The sequence below is a fragment of the Micromonospora sp. SD19 genome (assembly GCF_054462275.1).
In genome coordinates this window covers 371,648-387,542 of record NZ_JBTLMN010000002.1, presented here as the reverse complement: position 1 = coordinate 387,542, position 15,895 = coordinate 371,648, and the positions used below count along the sequence as shown (strand labels likewise).

The following is a 15,895-nucleotide window of genomic DNA, read 5'->3' as shown; positions in this document are numbered from 1 at the left end:
CGCTCGGTGTCCGGGGACCGCTCTGCCTGCCGTAGGAAACTCATCCGGCTCCTCCCTGTTCGGACCCGGACGGTACGCCGTTGGGGCTGCGGACGCTGTCGGGAAAACGGCCCTGCGCGGAGGGTCGAACGCTGCCCGCGCTGAGCGCGGTCTCCAACGTCGGCTTCGGGGCATTCCCGTCCGACCTTCTATCACGGCCTACCCGCTGGCGGTGCTGCGTGCCGACCGTTTCCGTTCATCTCGGAAGCCTCAGGAGTCGCGGTCGCCTCGTCCCGGAGGATGTCGTCGAGAAGCTTGATGATCTCTGCGGCCTCGTGCTCTTCCAAGGGCTGCCCGACTCGGCCGCTACGGCGCAGGGCTTCCTCCAGTAGGGCCGCCAGACGCTCGACGTTTGACCGTTCCTCCTTGAGGACGAATTGGTCGAGGACGTTGGCAAGCTCCTGGTCGGTGAGGCGGAGGGCGGCGGGCGCCAGTGGGCTCAGGCGTAGACGATCGATCAGAGCGACCCAGCGTTGAGTCAGCTGGTCGGTCAGTTGGATCCGCCGAATCCGCAGCTCGTGTTCGCTCTCTTCCCGGAGCCGCTGCAGGTGGACGTGCCGGAGTTCTGCCTTCACGTCCTCGTCGAGCTTCACCCGCACCTCTGGCCTGCAGTGCAATACGACACCCTGACGCTCGTAACGTCGACGACCGCGAGAAAGCTCACGGTTGAGCTGAATCTCCAGGGCGCCTGCCTGGTGAGGATGGAAATGTCGAGCGAGGTCCGCCGCCTTGTGTTCAACGTCGCGACGGGCGAGGTCCGCGAACTGCAGTGACCATGCGCCGAGCTGATCCTCCCTCAAACCTTCCGAGTACCAGGTAAGAGCCACGTGTATTTCGAACGAGAAAACATGACCCCGAGCTGGCACGATGACCGGCCTGGGGTGGCGGCGGCGTTGGGTGAGGTCGGGTGCCGGCGGTCGGTCCCAATAGCTGAACGCCGCTCGAAAATGGGTCAGCAGGCGGCGAATGGGGCCGGCGCCCTGGAGAGGTTCAGATTTGGGAGGAATCTGGTTATCGGCGGTCACAGTGGCTCCTGGATCAGGCGAGGGAAGTGGATGTCGTTGGGGCCTTGGAGAGCCAGTAGTTCAGCCGGGAGCGGATCGCGGGTTCAGCGGCAAGCCTCATCGCGAGCGCTCGGACCGGCTCCCTGAGTCGTGCGTCGCTGGCACCACTGCGTAACCAAGCCGCGAGGCGCCGCCACGCGGCGACGGAGCATCCGGGATCGAGGAGTACGACTCGCCACAGCGTGGCCACCCGATCGACCATGGATGGCTGGGCCTCCAGGAGAGCCACGAGCTGATCAACTCGCTCGGTGAGTGGCTCCTCCAGCCAGTTCAGGAAGGCGAGGGTGGCACCAGCGCGGAGAGTCACGCCGTCGCTTTCGAGCCACCAGGAAAGGACGTTGATCGTCCATGCGCTGCCATACTTTCGAGACAGATTATCGATCGCGTCCGTGACGGTCCAGATGGACGACGCGTTGGCATTTGCTGCCACGGCAGTGAGGGCGCGTGCGGTCTGGAAGGGGTGCCGTGGCGTGTAGCCCATCCCCCACACCATCGCTGCGGTGTCTCGTTCGAACGCCGACCTGGAGTGGGCGAGCCATTCGAGCTTCTTACCCACGTCTGCCCTGACCTGAGAGCTCACCGTCAAGCCAACCGGCACCGCACCGTCGAGGTTTGCGGCGGAAGCCATGGCGGCTGCGGCTGCCTTCCGCCTCCCGCGCCTTCGATCCCTCGCCCATCGCCGAATCACCTCCTCGTAGACCTGCTCAAAGTCATGAGTGGCAAAGATCGCGGCGGCGACGGCGGCGCAGTTGCTGAACCCTGGGGCAGGATGGGCGGCGAGTTCGTCGATCCATTCGATGAGGGCCGGACGGGTGTTGTCGAAATCGTTCCAGGCAACGTCGAGGATCGCCCTCACCATCTCGGGCTTTATATGGGCCACTCTCGCCTTCGTATGCGGAGACTCTCCCTCCGTGGCTCTGTCGTGCCAGTCAGCTCCGAGTTCCTGACCCAGCAGGGCCGGCATGTCGTTGAGCAGGGCGGGTCGGCCGATGGCCGGCTCATTGAAGAGTCGATCGAGTTTTCCGAGCAGCAGACCAGCACCCTCTGAAACCCGCGCCATGGATTGTCCAGCGAACACAGCGTAGGCGATCCGCAGCGCTCGTCTATGTTGTGCGGGTCTGTTCTGAAAAACCGGTTCTTTGTCGTCGGGCAGCAAGAGGATCTGCCGCGCCTTATCGCGGTACCGCTTGTTCTCAGATGGCAGCAGCGCAACGAAACCATGAGCGTCTGCCGGGAGTTCACGCGCGATCGTTTCCGCGTGCAGGACGCACTCACCCGGTCTCGTCAGCAGATCAATTAACCTGCTCACCTCTGGTGTGATCATCTGGATCGTGTACGCTCTCCCGCAACTGCGATCACAATCGATGCAGTTGCCAACGCATTTCTCTCTGAGGTAATACAAGAGATGCTGACGGAAGACCTCTACGCGCGAGACTGATGAGTGGTGGAACACCTCCGCCCGATGGAGGGACGCCTCGGACTCCTCCGTGTCGCGAATTATGACCCCGCTACATTCGTTCTCGTGAAACGCCGCCTCGATAGATCGGACGGCGCTCCGGACCTGCCGGCCGCCAACCTTGATGATGTAACCAACACCCTTCTCCAGAAAATCGGGCTGCTCACGGATCAATCGGACGTCGTCCAATCCGGGAGGCATCACGATCTCCATGACCTCGTCGGATCCAATATGCTCTGCGAGAGCGACGCAGGCGACCGTCGAACGACCGCTGCCCACTGGTCCAGCAAGTCCCACTACTGGGTAACGACGCAACCGATCCTGCAACTCACCGAAGTGGGCTGGGCGCACGAAGGTGTGACGCCTCGCGGTCAGGTCGCTGATTCGGTCTGCGAAGAACCTCGGCTTCGAGTTGCCCTGCCCGAGATTCAGATTTCCGATGACCGTCGCCCGATCGCCGAACGCACTGGGACCAGCGTTGCTCAAGTCCTCGATCCGGAACCCACTGCCCCTGCGTGACGTGAAGGAGCGAAGGGTGGGATTGGCGCGAATGAAATCGTCGGGCGAGTCGCGATCATCATTCCGCTCGTCGGATACATCTGTCGGGCCTTCCGAATCGCGAAGGCCTCTATCGCCCGAGGTCGCCTCGCGCTGCGTACCCTGCTCTGGAACAGCTCGCGACTCCGCTGAATCTGGGCTCTGCGGCGCAGCCGGCGCAGCCGAATCGGCGGCTGGCTCGACCGCCGGCGCACCCGCCTGCACCGCCCCTGTTGCGGACTCCGGGCTCACTGTCGCCCCTGCCGATGAGCTTGTGCATCCCCCGTGCCCCACGCTCGGCCATGGTCACCGAAGACGCTCGGACCGTGGTTGACTACCGAGCCGAAGGCGAATCGGCTGCCACTCGTCGGCTCGGCCCCGGCTCGCTCGGTTCCGCCCAGGTCAGGCCGAGGGGCTGGTGTCGAGGCGTCGACAGATGCGATTGGCGCCGAGTTGACGTTCTCATCGGGAATGAAGATCCAGGCCTCATCGCCGAACGACTTGACGCGAACGCTGACCCGACCGTAACGCTCCTTCCGTATCCCGCTGTACGACTGGCTCACCACGTCCTGGTAGATCGTTGAAGACACAATCATCGCTACCGCCGCCTCGGGGAACGAGGCTAACGCCTCCTTCAGCGCGGGCGCCTCCACCAGGCGAGCCGCAGTCACCACTGCTGATCCGGCGTAACCGTTCTCGGTCCTCGTCACAAGTCCCTGATGGAACGCGACCCGCATCCGCACCTGCGCATGCGCGCCGGCATCGCGATTGTGGTCGCGGAGGATCCGGTCGATGGCGGGTACGAGGTCGGCAACAAGCCGAGGCTCGGGCGTCCCGAGGGGAAAGAGCGCAAGTTCCCCATCCCCGGATGATTGGATCTCCCAGCCGTCCCGGTCCAGGCCGCACTGCTCGGCCGCCCTTCGCATGAGCGGGCGGAAGTTCATCTGGGCGTTGATCTGGCCGGCGTCGTCGTGCCGGCTGTAGCTCTCCATGTCGACGAACATGATCAATCTGCGGTCTGGCTGCAGCGTTGCCATTTTGCCTCCGCACGCTCGGCGCTCCTGGTCATGTCACTTATAGCGATGGCCAGCCGTGGGAAACCCGTCGAAGTACGGGTTGTCAGGAAGTAGCTGAGCATGTGTCGGATTCGCGAGATCCCATATTCCTACGGACGTCGACGGCACCCGGTTGCCTTCACTGGATGCATGACCACCTCATCGCGCCATGTGAAAAACCGCCGGTCCGACCTGGAGGTAGATCGGGCACTCGCCGCGACCCGCCTACACCAGGACGCCATCCGACATGCCGACGCCAAGATCTCTCAGCTGTTCGCCTTCCACGGCTCGGTGGTAGCGCTCATTGTCAGCAAGGCGCCCGCGGTCTTCGACCTCATGGATTCCCCCGTCCTATCCATGGTCGTATCCGGAGTCGGCTTGCTCTTCGTGATCACTCTCCTGATCGCGGCGCGACACCTCGCCATCGGCTTTCGACCACAGACGTCCGGCCCCCGCTCGCCCAACAGGTTCGGGTTCCCAGCGCAGCCGAGCGCCCGCATCGAGCCGCCCCGCCTCGACGCGGGTCGGGAGGCCACCGAAGCATGGTCTCTGGCGACGGTTCTCGCGAACATCGCACTCAGGAAGCACCGGCGGGTGCAGGCGGCTGTGCCGTGGAGCGTGGCGGCGAGTTGCGCCGCCACAGTTTGGCTGGCCATTGCCCTGATGAGCGATTGAAAGAGGCAGTGCAGGGCTTCTCCCGGGATCCGCAATCAGAAATACTTGCATCCGTTGACTAACCGTGCTGCATCCGACATGAGCAGGGTTGCCGCCGACGAACGGGGTGCTGAGGTGCGACGCGACCACGAGCAGCCGCCGACGAGCCTTCGCTGGCCTCCTGGCACGCTGCTCGCGTGTCTCAGCCCGAAGACACGAGCCAACCTTCTCGCGTTGGGAACAACCGTCTCGGTTAAAGCCGGAGACCACATCTTGCGGGAGGGAACCACCGGTAATCACTTGGTACTGCTCAGGGAAGCCCTAACAAAAGTAACCGTCAACATGGCAGATGGCCGTCAGACGCTCTTGGCGATCCGGGTCTCGGGTGACCTGGTCGGCGAAATCTCCGCGCTCAATGACACCCCACGGACGGCGACGGTCACGACGTGCGGTGCGGGATTGGTCAGCGTCATCTACAAGCGAGAGTGGTATCCATTTCTACATGACCAGCCGGAGGCGGCGCTTGCCCTGGCAAGGACCATCGCGGCGCGCTTCCGGTGGGCGAACCGCCGCCGAGTCGACTTCACCGCCTACCCGGCAAAGATCCGCCTGGCACGCGTTCTGGCCGAGCTCTCGACGGCGCACGGAGAGGCCATCAGCGACGGACGCACCGTCGGTGTGGCGCTGACTCAGCCGGAGTTGGCGTCACTCTGCGGTGCTGCGGAGCCGACGGTCGAGAAGGCCCTCCGCGAACTGCGTCGGGCGGGAGTCATCCGGACCGGTTACCGGCAGATCGTCGTTCACGATCTGGCGCAGCTACAACGTGTCGGCCACCTGGGAGACATCGGTCCACACTGGTCCGCGGGTGCCAACTGACCCCGTACGGCTCACAAACACCGGCCCACCCGAGCATCTGGGCGGTCGATCATCCGGCCCGGCCGAACCGCCACCTCACCTGCCGACTGGGCGCCTCCCTCGTGCTCGCCGATCGAGGCCGCCAGGGCGACGTTCACATCCGCTACAGGCTGTTGACGGCCTGGGAGACGCGCAGAACGGCGTCGGCGACGGCGGTCACCGTTCCGGCACCTGCCAGCAGGGCCGGTAGCAGGCTGCGGATGCCCTCCACGTTGGGGCGCGGCTCGGCGGCGTACGCCGCAGCCGTGCTGGCCAACTGGGTCAGCCGATCAGCCTCACGAACCTCCGTCCGGTGCTTCGCGATCTCGTCGACCAGGGCGGCGACGAGCCCGGCGAGGTCCGAGCCTCGACTGAAGTCGTTGCTCCGGTTGTGCACCTGCGCGTGGTCACCGAAGACGTTCGCCTCACCGTTGATGTCGCCGCTGAAGTTGAACTGACTCACTGGCTCGTCCTTCCGGGTCGCCCGCTGGCCGGGCCTGCGGGACACCAACCGATCAGTCCGGCTGGTCGTCGCGATCGACATTCGTCACGCGTCCGTGGCTTCCGAAGATGTTGCCCCGGCCGGACACCTCTCCGATGTTGGTGATGTTGTTGATGATCCGCTGCTTTCCGGCGGCTATCTCGGACGTGTCGATGCCCTTGTCCGTCAGGAACGCGACCAGACAGTCGATAACTCCTCGCTGCATCCGCAACAGACAGTCGCGCACATCCGCGACTTCGAAATAGCTTGCGATGCTCGCGCTGGCCGCGAGTTCCCGGGCGCTGAAGGGCGCCCCGTAGTCGTAGCGTCGCCCCTCTTGGAGCGCCTCGTAGTGCTGCTGCGTCCGTTCCTCGTGCGCCTCGGCCAGGTCGATGCCCCGGTCCGAGCGCAGGAACAACTGGGCAAGGTAGGTGCGCCACGCCGCGAGGGCGAGGGCCCAGGTGGTCGAGCGTCCGTGAAGCGGGCTCAGATCCTCCCCGAACAGGCCGTAGAAGCCGGTGGCGGGCGCGGAGTCGCGACGGACGGGTGGCAGCACGAAGGCGGCGAACTCGCAGGACAGAATGCCCTGGTCGAGGGTGTAGCGGGCGAAGAGGGTGACGACGATCTGGCCACCGACGAGGCTCTTCGCCAGACACACGTACGTCCTGGCCTGCTCCCCCGGCGCGTCGCTGCCCAGATCAACCCAGGAGGTCTCCAGTCGGGACGGCGGGCGCACCTCGTCGGGATGGAACAGGCCCTCACAATCCGGCAGCACGTCCCCCCGCACGTAGATCCGCTTGGTGACCTCGATGTCGCTGAGCCCGAGCCGTGATCGGGAGAGCCGGATCAGATCGTCGTGCAGCTCGCGGATGGTGAAGGTCGCGGGTGTGCGCGTACCGTCTTGATTCTTCTCTCGACCCCGGCTGACATCGATGGGTGGCAGGGCCCAGCGGCCGATCTCGGTGCCGCTGCCGACGAACGGGTTGCCCGCGGCAACGGCGAAGACGATCATGTTGGCGTCCTGTAGGTCGGCGAGCTCGTCCTCCAGCTCGGACTCGACCTCTGGCGCCTGGGCGGCCAGCGCCTCATCCTCCTCCATGGTGCCGATCGCCGCCGCGCGGGTCTCCTGGAGGCTGAGGAAGGTGGTGCGCCACCCGACCCCGCACGCCACGGCGATGAGCGGCAGCGTGAGCAGCGCCGTCACCAGCCCGTCACGCCAGAGGAGGAGGATGCCCAGCCCGACCAGACCGAGTAACGCGTAACGCGTCATCGCGACCGCGTCGTACAGCCTCCGCCAGTGGGCGTCGGCCGCCTGGGCGTGGCGCACCAGCGCAACCGCGTCCACCCCGAAAGAGGGACCCCACGCCTTCGGGTTGTCGAGGCTGTACAGCAGCAACACCTGCGCCGCCAACGGCGGACGCAGATGCATGGCGCAGCACATCTGCCGGCTGGCCAGGTCCTTCGGCACCGAGGGCAGCGCCGACCCTCCGCCGCTAGGGCCGCTCAGTGGGTCGGCAACGTCTTTCGCACTGACACTTCTGGGAATTGACGCTGCCATGTCGAGACAGTAATTCCCGCACTGTCAATTCGCTGTCCTCGATCTTTCAGTACCGGACCGCAGCGGAGGTCGCCCCGTCCAGGCCCACATCTGCAACGCGTGCCGGTCGATGAGGTCGATGTTGAGCTGTCGGGCCATCCGGATGCCGTCGCCGGCGGTGAAGAAACTGTTCGTCACGAGCAGGCAGACCTCGCCGCCATGGATCACCCGGCAGGTGCCGGCGAACCGCTGGATCGCGGCGCTGCCCACCCGGTTGGTGACGCTCTGCCGCTTGCACTGCACCACGACGCGTCGGCCGTCGGGGGTTGCCGCGGTGACGTCGGCTCCCCGGTCACCGGAGCCGCCGCACACCCGCACGTCACGGAACCCGGAGGCGACCAGGAGCCGGGCGAACCACTGCTCGAACTCGGGGCCGCTCATCGCGTCGGTCACCGCTATCAACCGGTCCCGTTGGGCCTGGTCGGCCCGCTCGCGGGCCCGCTGCTTCGACACCACGAGAACCACCGCGACCGCCGCCGCGACGACGACGCTCACCAGGAGAGCGGTCCAGTATGGATGGCGGCGTACGACGTCGACGACCGCGCGCAGGAGCACGAAGGCGACGACGGCACCCAGCGCGAGCAGCCAGCCGTTGACCGACCCGCCGCCACCGGCCACGCGGCGGACCGTCGATCTGCGCCGAACACTGCCGGTGCGCCGCCGTCGGTAGTGCGCCCGAACTCGCGCGCCGCCCTTCCTGGTGTGTGACCTGACGTACGGCACGAGGCACCTCCCCGGTCGAGGAGGCCCCAGTGTGGCGGCCGCGTGCGACACAACGGCTGTCGCTGCACCACTGACGGCGTCGGCGCGCTCGATGGTGGGATGAGCGCCAGCAGGCTCGGCCCGCCAGGACACCCCGCCCGCAGAGGACCCCGTCAGGTCCGGCGGGTCGCCAGGATGGCGAGGGTTTCCCGGCGCACCTCGTCGACCTCGTGCACGAGGCGGCGGTGGGCGAAGCGGACCACCAGGATCCCGATGGCCGCCAGGAGGGCGTCGCGGCGCAGGTCGATCTCCCGCTGACCAGGGTTGCCGTGGGTGGTCGCCCCGTCGAGTTCGATGTTGACCCGTTCCCGCTCGGCGAACATGTCGAGGTACACGGTGCGCCGCCCGACACGGACCGGCACCTGCCGGTGAAACGCCGGCATTCCGGGACCGGTGAAGACGTGCTCGTGCCCCCAGATTTCCAACGGGCTGCGGCAGCCGTCGGCAAGCCTCGTCAGCAGATGCCGGAACGCCGCCCGATCGATCAGCTTGGGCACCCGCTCCAGTGCTGCCGACAACCGCTCGGGTGTGGTCAGCCGGTCGTTGACCGCTCGGATCACCGGCGTCCGCCGGTCGGCGGGCGACAACGTCGGCCAGCAGTCGACGAGCGACTGTTCGAGGCGGGTGACCCTCAGCCCTCGCCGGACGACCACCTGCGGCGGCTCGATGGTGAGGCTCCGGCGTCGATGGACGATCACTCCAGGCCGACTGCGCAGACCGGTGCTCGCTGGTGCGCTCAGGTGCACGAGGTCACCGACCGCCTGCGGGTGCAACCCCCACACGGCGAGCGCACTGAGATGACTGAGCGCGCCGTTTCCGCCAGCCCAGGCGAGAGCAGCCCGCAGACTCAGGGCACTGTCGAGTCGACTCAGGACCGGGGCACCGGGTCGCCCACCGACGAGGTGCGCCGCCACGAACACCTCGGGCAGCACCCGTACCAGTTCGCCGTTGCGACAAGCCTGCCGAACCGTCCACGACGGCACCACCTGCCCGGCCGCCCCGAACGTCACCAGACCCGCGCCACGTTCGACGAGTTCCCGAAGCACCAGGTTCACGCACAGAACCGTGAAGCCCCACCCAGCCCTCCGCAAACACACCAGCAGGCCCTCTGTGGACAGCCGCCACCCTGTGCACAACGCCCCACCACGGCCCCGGTGGGCTACGTCAGGTGATCGGTGGCAGTTGAGGAGGGCTGGCGTCGGCGTGTCGAGTCGCTCAGCTGCCAACGATCATGAAACGCAGGCTCAGGACGGGACGTCGCGGTGGCGGAAGGCGGCCACGCCGACGGCGAGCAGGGCCGCGGCCACCGCCGCCAGCACCACCAGGGGAAGCGCCGCCGGGTGGACGGCGGGCACGGCCGGCACATGGGTGTACGGCGAGACGTTGAGCGCGGCCTGCGGCAGCTCCAGCACCGCGCCGAGCTGCCCGAGGAGCAGGAAGACCAGCAGCGCCGTCCAGGACAGCACCACCGACCAGCGGGGCAGCAGCCCGAAGAGCGCTGTCACCACCCCGGCGACCACGAGCAGGGCGGGCAGGCGCAGCAGCGCGGCGCCGCCCAGCTCGACGGCCTGCCCGAGCGGGTCGCCGATGACGATGCCGTAGCCGAGGCCGGTGGTCACGCCGGCGAGCAGCAGCAGGGCCACCGCGCCGAGCGTCGCGGCGAGCACCTGGGTGCCGAGCCAGCGGGTGCGGCTGACCGCCGTCGCGAGGGCGGCCTCCAACACCCCGTCGGCCTCGTCGCCGCGGACCCGGAGCAGGGCCTGCACGACGTACGCGCCGATGGTCAGCGCGAAGAGGCCGAGCATCGCGGTCAGGTACGCCTTGATCAGGTCGTCCCCGCCGCCCATCGCGTTTATCGCTTCGGCGGCGGCCGGGTTCGCGTCGATCATGTCGTTGAACTCGTCGGCGGCGACACCCATGGGCAGGCCGAGCGCGGCCACCCCGACGGCCCAGCCGAGTAGTGTGCCGCGTTGCGTCCGCCAGGCCAGCCCGGTGGGGCTGAGCAGCAGTGGCGCGCCGGTCGCCGGGCCGCGTCGGGGGGCGATCAGCCCGGCGCCCTGGTCGCGTCGCTCGGCGAGGGCGTACGCCAGCGCCACCCCGGCGAGCAGCAGCGCGACGGGCAGGGCGAGCACCCACCAGCGTTCGCCGTCGAAGGCGCGGACCTGGTTGCCCCAGCCGAGCGGGGAGATCCACGACGGCCAGGCGCTGCGGACCCGGGTGCCGTCGGCGCTCTGCTCGCCGAGCACGTCGCCGGCGGCGCGCAGCACGAAGGAGAGCCCGACGGTGGCGGCGGCGAGCGCGTTGGCGCCGCGCGCGGTGACGGAGAGTTGGGCGGTGACGGCGGCGATCGCGGTGAAGGCGACCCCGACGCCGCCGATCGCTGCCGCTGCCGCGACGGAACCGGCGAGCGGCAGACCGGCACCGACCAGCGCGACCGCGAGCAGCGCGGCGGCCAGTGCGTTAGCGGCGACGATGACGAGCAGCGCGGCGGTCAGCGGCGCGTACCGGCCGACGACGTTGGCGCCGAGCAGTTCGGCGCGGCCGGTCTCCTCGTTCTGGCGGGTGTGCCGGGTCACCGCGAAGGTGCTCAGCAGCGCGACGATCAGGGCCAGCGTCACGTACGTCTCGGCGACCACCACCGCACCGAGGTCGGTGCCGTGGATGGGGCCGTTGAAGGCGCGGGCGACCAGGCTGGACGCCGACGTGGTGGCGTAGCCCAGCCGGGCGTCCTGGTCCGGGTAGATGCCGGCGACGCTGCCGGCGAGGGCGTAGCCGAGCAGGGGCGTGCCGAGGATCCAGATGGCCAGGCGGATCCGGTCGCGACGCAGGACGAGCCGGGCCAGCCGGGTCGTGCCGGTGAGGGCGCTCACCGGGCACCCGCCTGCGGTACGTCGGCCTGCGTGTCGGCGTGCGAGCCCTCGCCGGCCGGAGCAGCACCCGCGGCAGGACCGTGGGCCGGCCCAGCACCCGTGCCAGGAGCACCAGCCGACCCGGCACGGTCGGCGGGACCATCGGCCGACGCCGCAGCCGCGGCGGAGGCGTCGCCGTAGTGGCGCAGGAAGAGCTGTTCCAGGGTGGGTGGCGTGCTGGTCAGCGCGCGGACGCCGAAGCCGATGAGGTGCCCGAGCAGTTCGTCGAGGTGGGCGGGCTCCACTTCCAGGTGGGTGCGGCCGTCGACCTCGTGCACGTCGTGCACGCCGGGGAGCACGTCCAGGCCGGTGACCGGGCGGGCGGTCTCGACGGTCACCGCCGTGCGGGTGAGGTGGCGCAGCTCGGTGAGGGTGCCGGATTCGACGGTGCGGCCCTCGCGGATGATGCTGACCCGGTCGCAGAGCGCCTCGACCTCGGCGAGCACGTGACTGGAGAGCAGCACGGTGGCGCCGGCCTGCTTGACCCGCCGGACCTCGTCCTGGAACACCGCCTCCATCAGGGGGTCGAGACCGGAGGTCGGTTCGTCGAGCACGTACAGCTCCACCGGGGAGGAGAAGGCGGCGACGATGGCGACCTTCTGCCGGTTGCCCTTGGAGTAGGTGCGGCAGCGGCGGGTCGGGTCCAGGTCGAAGCGGTGCAGCAACTCGTCGCGGCGGCGCCGGTCGAGGCCGCCGCGCAGCTGACCGAGCAGGTCGATGGCTTCCCCGCCGGTGAGGTTGGGCCAGAGGTTGACGTCTCCCGGCACGTACGCCAGCCGGCGGTGCAGGCGGACCGCGTCGCGCCACGGGTCGGCGCCGAGCACCTGGGCGTCGCCGGAGTCGCGGCGGAGCAGCCCGAGCAGGATGCGGATGGTGGTGGACTTTCCCGAGCCGTTGGGGCCGAGGAAGCCGTGCACCTCCCCTCGCTCGACGTGCAGGTCCAGCCCGTCGAGCGCCCGGATGGCGCCGAACGTCTTGACCAGGTTGCCGATGGAGATGACGGGCATGGCCCCTCCTGCTGTTGGCTGCTTCGTCGACCACCCTCACTGTACTGACCGTTGGTCAGTGGAATCAACGGTGATCGTGCCCACCGGTCAGGACGTCGCTAGGCTGGCCGGCATGACCGCCGATCCCGCGGACGACACCCGCACCCGGATCCTGCGCGCCGCGCTCGACCTGTTCGCCGAACACGGCTACCAGCGCACCTCGCTGCGTCAGATCGGCGAGCGGCTGCGGCTGACCAAGACCGCGATCCTGTACCACTTCCCGGCCAAGGAGCATCTGCTCGCCGCCCTGATCGAGCCGCTGCTGGCCGACCTGGAGAGGCTGCTCGACGCCGCCCAGGGACAGCCGACCGACCGGGCCCGGTGGACGGTGCTGGAGGGCTGGGTGGACGTCATGCTCGCCCACCGCCGGCCACTCGGCATGCTCTTCCACGACATCGCGCTGGTCGGCCGGGGCGACACGTACCACCGGCTGATGGTGATCGCGATGCGGGCCAACGACCTCATCGCGGGGCCGGACGCCGGGCGTCGGGAGCGGGTCCGGGCGGTGCAGGCGGTGGCAGCCTGCAGCGATCCGATCGTCTTCTTCACCGACGTGTCTGACGAGGTGCTGCGCGCCGACATGCTCGACGGCGTACGCCGTCTGCTGACCACAGCGGCCGCGGACGCCGCTTATCCGCCGGACGCCGACGCGGCGGGCGTGGCCGTGCGCCCTGCGGACCCGGCGGCCGCGGCTCTGGCCCCCGCGAGCCGGCCGGACGCGGCGCCGGGCGGCGGGACGGCTGCCCGTCGGCGGCGGCCGGGACGACCTCCGGCGCTGGGTCGGGAGCAGGTCGAGGCGGCCCGGCGGATGCACGAGGCGGGCACCCATTCGGTGGACGCCATCGCCACCGCGCTGGGTGTCTCGCGGGCCACCGTCTACCGGCACCTGACCGCGCCATAACGAGACAGTTCTAAGAACGTTTTGAGATTGTTGTGAGCCGGGGCCTGGCCGGCAGGTGTCAGGCCGCCAGGGTGGCGTAGCGGCCGTTGCGGTCCAGCAGGCTGTCGTGGGTGCCGGCCTCGACGATCCGGCCGTGGTCGAGCACCGCGATCTGGTCGGCGTCGCGGATCGTGGAGAGCCGGTGCGCGATGGTGATCGTGGTGCGGCCCTGGGCGAGCACGTCGAACGCCCGCTGCACGGCGCGTTCGGTCTCGGTGTCCAGCGCGCTGGTGGCCTCGTCGAGGACCAGGATGCGCGGGTCACGCAGCAGCGTACGGGCGATGGCCAGGCGCTGCTTCTCGCCGCCGGAGAACCGGTGCCCGCGCGAGCCGACCATGGTGTCGTACCCGTCGGGCAACCCGGCGATCAGGTCGTGGATCTGGGCGGCGCGGGCGGCGTCCTCGATTTCGGCGTCGGTGGCGTCCGGCCGGGCGTAGCGCAGGTTCTCCCGCACTGTGGTGTGCAGCAGGTACGTCTCCTGGCTGACCACGCCGACGATCGCGGCCAGATCGGCCAGGCGCAGGTCGCGTAGGTCGACGCCGTCGACGGTGATCCGGCCGGCGGTCGGGTCGTGCAGCCGGCTGACCAGCCCGGCGAGGGTGCTCTTGCCGGAGCCGGTCTCGCCGACCAGGGCGAGGCTGGTGCCGGCGGGCACGTCCAGGGTGATCCCGGCGAGGGCGGCGGTGTCGCTGGCCGGGTAGCCGAAGGTGACGTCTTCCAGGCGCAGGTGACCGCGCACCCGGGCGGGGTCGAGGCGGACCGGATCGGCGGGGTCGGCCACGTCGACCGGCAGGTCCAGGTATTCGAAGATCCGGGCGAACAGCGCCAGCGACGCGGTGAGCGAGACGCCCACGTTGAGCAGGCCCATCAGCGGGCGGAACAGGCCGCCCTGCAGGGCCGTGAAGGCGACCAGGGTGCCGATGCTCAGCGTCCCGGCGGTGCCGGGCAGTCCGGCGGCGAGGTAGATGACCGCCGGTACGGCGGCGAAGATGATGCTCATCGAGGCCATCCGCCAGCGGCCGGCCAGCTCACTGCGCAGCTCCAGGTCGACCAGTCGCTCCGAGGAGGCGGTGAAACGGTCGATCAGCGCGGGGCCGGTGCCGAGGGTCTTGGCGAGCTGTACGCCGCTGATCGACAGGCCCTCCTCGACGGTGACGTTGAGGTCGGCGAGTTCGCGTTGCCGCTGGGCGGTGATCTCGCGACGCATCCGGGCGACCCGACGGGTCAGCCAGATGGCCGGCGGCAGCACCACGAGCGAGACCAGGGAGAGCTGCCAGGAGAGCGCGACCATGGCGACGGCGGTGGCGACCACCGTGGTGAGGTTGGCCGCGACGGCGGTGGCGGTGGAGGTGACCACCGACTGCATGCCGCCGATGTCGTTGGTGATGCGGGACTGCACCTCGCCGGTGCGGGTGCGGGTGAAGAAGCCCAGCGACTGGCGCTGAAGGTGGCTGAAGACGTCGGTGCGCAGCCGGTGCATGACCCGCTGGCCGACCTGGGTGGAGATCCAGGTCTGTACGACGCCGAGCGCGGAGGTCACCGCCGCGACGGCGACCATGCCGAGGACCAGCCAGACCAGCAGTGTCACGTCGCCCTGCGGCAGGGCGCGGTCGATCACGGCACGCAGCAGGAACGGGCTGGCCATCGCGATGATCGAGGAGGCCACGATGATCGCGGTGACGGCGGCCAGGGCGGGCCGGTGGGGGGTGAACAGGCGACCGATGCGGCGCAGGGAGACCTGACGGGCCTGCGTCTTCTCTTCGGCGCTGACGGTGCGGTGGCCGCGGTCGCGGCCCATCGGGGTGGGTTCCAAGGGGGTGCTGCCTTTCGTCGGCGATATTGCTGAGGTTACCTCATCATGAGGTAGCAACCACATCTCCTGCTACCGTATTCCGGTGACCGAGCACACCGCCGACAGCGCCGACGACGAGAGCCTGGCGGAGACGTTCTGGGCGGTGGCGTCCCGGCTGCGCCGGCAGGCCCGGGACTCGCTGGCACCCTGGGACATCACCCCCAGCCAGTCCCGGGCGCTGCGCGTGCTGACCCGGCACGGCGAGGTGCGACCCGGCACCCTCGCCGAGCATCTGCGCATCGCGCCGCGCTCGGCGACCGAGGTCGTCGACGACCTGCAGACCCGCGGCCTGGTCGAGCGTCGGCCCGACCCGGCCGACCGGCGGGCGACCCTGGTCGCGCTCACCGAGGAGGGCGACCGGGTCAGCACCGCCATCCGGGCCGCCCGCCGGGCCGAGGCGGACCGCTTCTTCGGCCACCTCGACGACACCGACCGAGACGAGCTGGCCCGCATCCTGCGCACTCTGCTCGACTGAGCCGCCCGCGCGGGATCACCTGCGGGTTTGTCGGCCCGATGCGCGGGTAGCCAGCGGCCCGTTCCCACCGGGCCCCGCCACCACCAGTCGGGGAGACCTGACAGGAGGGGCCATGTCTGCCCTGGACCAGCACC

General features: G+C 69.0%; 13 protein-coding genes and 1 pseudogene. 4 read left to right on the top strand and 10 right to left on the bottom strand.

Features of this window, described 5'->3' with window-relative positions; translation table 11 throughout:
* Positions 1-191: 191 nt before the first annotated feature.
* The 3 genes from ACX27O_RS08925 to ACX27O_RS08915 form a co-directional block, all read right to left on the bottom strand.
* The gene (locus tag ACX27O_RS08925; RefSeq protein ID WP_458939235.1) at positions 192-1,064 is read right to left on the bottom strand and encodes a hypothetical protein; all 873 of its coding nucleotides are present in this window, start codon (positions 1,062-1,064) and stop codon (positions 192-194) included.
* Positions 1,065-1,077: 13 nt separating this feature from the next.
* Positions 1,078-2,772: a hypothetical protein gene (locus ACX27O_RS08920; protein ID WP_458939234.1), complete on the bottom strand. Its 1,695-nt coding sequence runs from the start codon at positions 2,770-2,772 to the stop codon at positions 1,078-1,080.
* Positions 2,773-3,344: 572 nt separating this feature from the next.
* Positions 3,345-4,133, bottom strand: a complete 789-nt coding sequence (locus ACX27O_RS08915) for a nucleotidyl cyclase domain-containing protein (RefSeq protein ID WP_458939233.1) — start codon at positions 4,131-4,133, stop codon at positions 3,345-3,347.
* A 168-nt stretch (positions 4,134-4,301) separates the two neighbouring features.
* Here ACX27O_RS08915 and ACX27O_RS08910 point away from each other — a divergent pair, with 168 nt between their 5' ends.
* Complete coding sequence (locus tag ACX27O_RS08910; RefSeq protein ID WP_458939232.1) at positions 4,302-4,826, top strand: hypothetical protein; 525 nt, start codon at positions 4,302-4,304, stop codon at positions 4,824-4,826.
* Between the two features lie 78 nt (positions 4,827-4,904).
* Positions 4,905-5,681, top strand: a complete 777-nt coding sequence (locus ACX27O_RS08905) for a Crp/Fnr family transcriptional regulator (protein ID WP_285796400.1) — start codon at positions 4,905-4,907, stop codon at positions 5,679-5,681.
* Between the two features lie 142 nt (positions 5,682-5,823).
* On the opposite strand, the gene ACX27O_RS08900 is transcribed toward ACX27O_RS08905, so the two are convergent.
* The 6 genes and pseudogenes from ACX27O_RS08900 to ACX27O_RS08875 all read right to left on the bottom strand — a co-directional run.
* Complete coding sequence (locus ACX27O_RS08900) at positions 5,824-6,162, bottom strand: hypothetical protein (RefSeq protein WP_458939231.1); 339 nt, start codon at positions 6,160-6,162, stop codon at positions 5,824-5,826.
* Positions 6,163-6,214: 52 nt separating this feature from the next.
* The gene (locus tag ACX27O_RS08895; RefSeq protein WP_458939230.1) at positions 6,215-7,648 is read right to left on the bottom strand and encodes a hypothetical protein; all 1,434 of its coding nucleotides are present in this window, start codon (positions 7,646-7,648) and stop codon (positions 6,215-6,217) included.
* Between the two features lie 114 nt (positions 7,649-7,762).
* Positions 7,763-8,395, bottom strand: coding sequence for a restriction endonuclease (locus ACX27O_RS08890; RefSeq protein ID WP_458939229.1), 633 nt, complete (start codon positions 8,393-8,395; stop codon positions 7,763-7,765).
* 257 nt (positions 8,396-8,652) lie between these two features.
* Positions 8,653-9,594 (bottom strand): endonuclease domain-containing protein, encoded by a 942-nt coding sequence (locus ACX27O_RS08885; RefSeq protein WP_210866055.1) that lies wholly within the window; start codon positions 9,592-9,594, stop codon positions 8,653-8,655.
* 189 nt (positions 9,595-9,783) lie between these two features.
* Positions 9,784-11,409: an ABC transporter permease gene (locus ACX27O_RS08880; RefSeq protein WP_210866054.1), complete on the bottom strand. Its 1,626-nt coding sequence runs from the start codon at positions 11,407-11,409 to the stop codon at positions 9,784-9,786.
* Positions 11,410-11,531: 122 nt separating this feature from the next.
* Positions 11,532-12,455, bottom strand: a pseudogene (locus tag ACX27O_RS08875) (ABC transporter ATP-binding protein); the annotation flags it as partial.
* 112 nt (positions 12,456-12,567) lie between these two features.
* Between ACX27O_RS08875 and ACX27O_RS08870 the strand changes: the two are divergent.
* Positions 12,568-13,395: a TetR family transcriptional regulator gene (locus ACX27O_RS08870; RefSeq protein ID WP_458939228.1), complete on the top strand. Its 828-nt coding sequence runs from the start codon at positions 12,568-12,570 to the stop codon at positions 13,393-13,395.
* 58 nt (positions 13,396-13,453) lie between these two features.
* On the opposite strand, the gene ACX27O_RS08865 is transcribed toward ACX27O_RS08870, so the two are convergent.
* A complete protein-coding gene (locus tag ACX27O_RS08865; RefSeq protein WP_458939463.1) occupies positions 13,454-15,232 on the bottom strand; it encodes an ABC transporter ATP-binding protein in 1,779 nt (592 codons plus the stop codon).
* 97 nt (positions 15,233-15,329) lie between these two features.
* On the opposite strand from ACX27O_RS08865, the gene ACX27O_RS08860 reads away from it, so the two are divergent.
* Complete coding sequence (locus ACX27O_RS08860; protein ID WP_030327447.1) at positions 15,330-15,761, top strand: MarR family winged helix-turn-helix transcriptional regulator; 432 nt, start codon at positions 15,330-15,332, stop codon at positions 15,759-15,761.
* Positions 15,762-15,895: the final 134 nt, after the last annotated feature.